This is a genomic window from Saccharomonospora iraqiensis subsp. paurometabolica YIM 90007, from assembly GCF_000231035.2.
Classification (GTDB): domain Bacteria; phylum Actinomycetota; class Actinomycetes; order Mycobacteriales; family Pseudonocardiaceae; genus Saccharomonospora; species Saccharomonospora paurometabolica.
The window spans coordinates 3,310-5,893 of sequence record NZ_KI912262.1 but is presented as its reverse complement, the minus strand read 5'-3'; the positions used below and the strand labels follow the sequence as shown (position 1 = coordinate 5,893).

Genomic DNA, 2,584 nt, shown 5'->3' with positions numbered 1-2,584 from the left:
CCGGGAGCCGCCCCCGCGCCGGGACCCGCAGCCCCCGCGGACCACGGGCCGCCGCAGGGCCCGTCCGGACCGGCGGGCCACAGCCCTGAAAGGGGGAATCGGACGTGAACACCCCCCTGCGCAAGGTCGGCGTCGCCATGCTGGCGATGGTGACGCTGCTGCTGGCCAACGCGACGTACGTCCAGGTGGTCAAAGCCGACGACTACCGCACCGACGGGCGGAACAGCCGCGTGCTCTACGACGAGTACTCCCGCGAACGCGGCAAGATCGTCTCGGAGGACGCGGGCCAGGTGCTGGCCGGGATCGAGCCCACCGACGACGCGACGTTCCAGTACCGGCGCACCTACGCCAACGGCCCGATGTACGCCCCGGTCACCGGGCACTACTCGGTCAACTACGGCGCGTCCGGCCTGGAGAGCGCCTACGACGAGTTCCTCAACGGTTCCGACCCCCGGCTGTTCGTCCGCAGGCTCTCCGACCTGATCACCGGCAGCGACACCCGCGGCGGGAACGTCCGGGTCACCCTCGATCCCGCCGTGCAGGAAGCCGCCTACCAGGCGATGACCGACCGCGGCTACACCGGCTCCGTCGTGGCGCTCGACCCCAAGACGGGCGACATCCTCGCAATGGTGTCCACGCCCTCGTACGACCCGAACGAACTCGCCTCGCACAACTCCGAGAAGCAGCAGGAGGCCTGGCAGCGCTACCGGGACGACCCGGACAGGCCGTTGGCGAACCGGGCGATCCGGGAAACGTACCCGCCGGGCTCCACCTTCAAGCTGGTCACCACGGCCGCGGCACTGGAGAACGGTGCGGGGCCGGACACCGAGGTCACCCGGAAATCCGAGGTGGAACTGCCCGGCACGAGTGCCACGCTGGAGAACTTCAACGGCAGCACCTGCCCCGGTGGCACGCTCGCCGACGCGCTGGCGCACTCCTGCAACACCGCCTTCGCCGAACTCGCGGCCGAACTCGGCGAGGAGAAACTGCGGGACACCGCCGCCGACTTCGGCATCGGAATGTCCGACCTGCGGGTGCACCGGCCGGTCGCGCAGTCGCAGCTCGGTGACCTGGAAAGTGACGCCGCGCTGTACCAGAGCGGGATCGGCCAGCGCGACGTCCGGCTCACCCCGCTGCAGGACGCCCTGCTGGCCGCGACGGTCGCCAACGACGGGGTCGCGATGAAACCCCGGTTGGTGAGCGAACTCACCGCCCCGGACCTCTCGCACGTCGAGTCGTTCGCACCGGAGGAGCTGACCGGCGACGCGGCGATGTCGGCGGCGAACGCGGGCGTGCTACGGGACATGATGATCGCGTCGGAGAGCAACACCGGCGGGGGCGGCAAGGACCCCGCACTCAAGATCGCCTCGAAGACGGGCACCGCCGAGCACGGCACCGACCCGAAGTCCACTCCCCCGCACGCCTGGTACACCGCCTTCGCCCCGTACGACAACCCGGAGATCGCGGTGGCCGTCCTCGCCGAGTCCGGTGGTGACCGGGGCCTCGCCGCGACCGGTGGCTCGGTCGCCGCCGAGGTCGGCAGGGCCACCGTGGCGGCCGCCCTCGGGGGTGGCTGAGCGTGCTGTCGACGGGGCAACTGATCGCCCAGCGCTACCGGCTGGTGAACCGCATCGCCGTCGGCGGGATGGGCGAGGTGTGGGAGGCGTCCGACACCCGCCTCGACCGCACGGTCGCGGTGAAGATCCTCAAGGCGGAACTGTCCGGGGACGCCGAGTTCCTGCACCGGTTCCGGGCCGAGGCGCGCACGACCGCGTCGCTGAACCACCAGGGCGTCGCCGCCGTACACGACTACGGGGAGACCGAGACCGGCGACCACTCCATCGCCTTCCTGGTCATGGAACTGGTCGAGGGCGAACCGCTGGCGGCGATCCTCGCCCGGCAGGGCCGCATCGCGGCCGAGTACGTGCTGGACATCCTCGAACAGGCGGGACGGGCGCTGCAGGCCGCACACGAGCGCGGGCTGGTGCACCGGGACGTGAAGCCGGGCAACATCCTGGTCACCTCGTCGGGCGGGGTGAAGCTGACCGATTTCGGCATCGCGAAGGCGGCGCACTCCGCGCCGGTCACCCGTTCCGGCATGGTGATGGGGACCGCGCACTACATCGCGCCGGAGCAGGCACTCGGGCAGGATGCGGAACCCGCGAGCGACGTCTACTCCCTCGCCGTGTGCGGCTACGAATGTCTGGCCGGGTACCGGCCGTTCCTTTCCGAACACGCGGTCAGCGTCGCCATGATGCACATCCGGGACCGCCCGCCACCGCTGCCGCCGGACGTCCCCCCGGGAGCGCGGGCGGTGGTCGAGGCCACGTTGGTCAAGGACGCACGACACCGGTACGCCACCGGCGGCGAGTTCGCCAACGCCGTGGCCGCGGTGCGGGCCGGCCACCCCCTGCCCACCCCCACCAGGCTGGCCGCCGCCGGGTACCTGACCCACCCGGTCCCCCCGAACCCCCCGGGGCAGGTTCCACCCGGCCGGACCCCGACCGGCCCGCCGCCTTCGGGTGTCCAGGGCCACCCGGGCACCTCCGGTACGGTCGGTGCGGGCACGGTGGCCCCACACGCG

General features: G+C 72.0%; 2 protein-coding genes. Both read left to right on the top strand.

The window, feature by feature from the left end; all coding sequences use genetic code 11:
- Positions 1–104: 104 nt before the first annotated feature.
- Positions 105–1,577: a peptidoglycan D,D-transpeptidase FtsI family protein gene (locus SACPADRAFT_RS0223305; protein WP_007027223.1), complete on the top strand. Its 1,473-nt coding sequence runs from the start codon at positions 105–107 to the stop codon at positions 1,575–1,577.
- 2 nt (positions 1,578–1,579) lie between these two features.
- Positions 1,580–2,584: serine/threonine-protein kinase (locus SACPADRAFT_RS29535; protein ID WP_007027224.1), on the top strand; the 1,005-nt coding region annotated here is incomplete at its 3' end.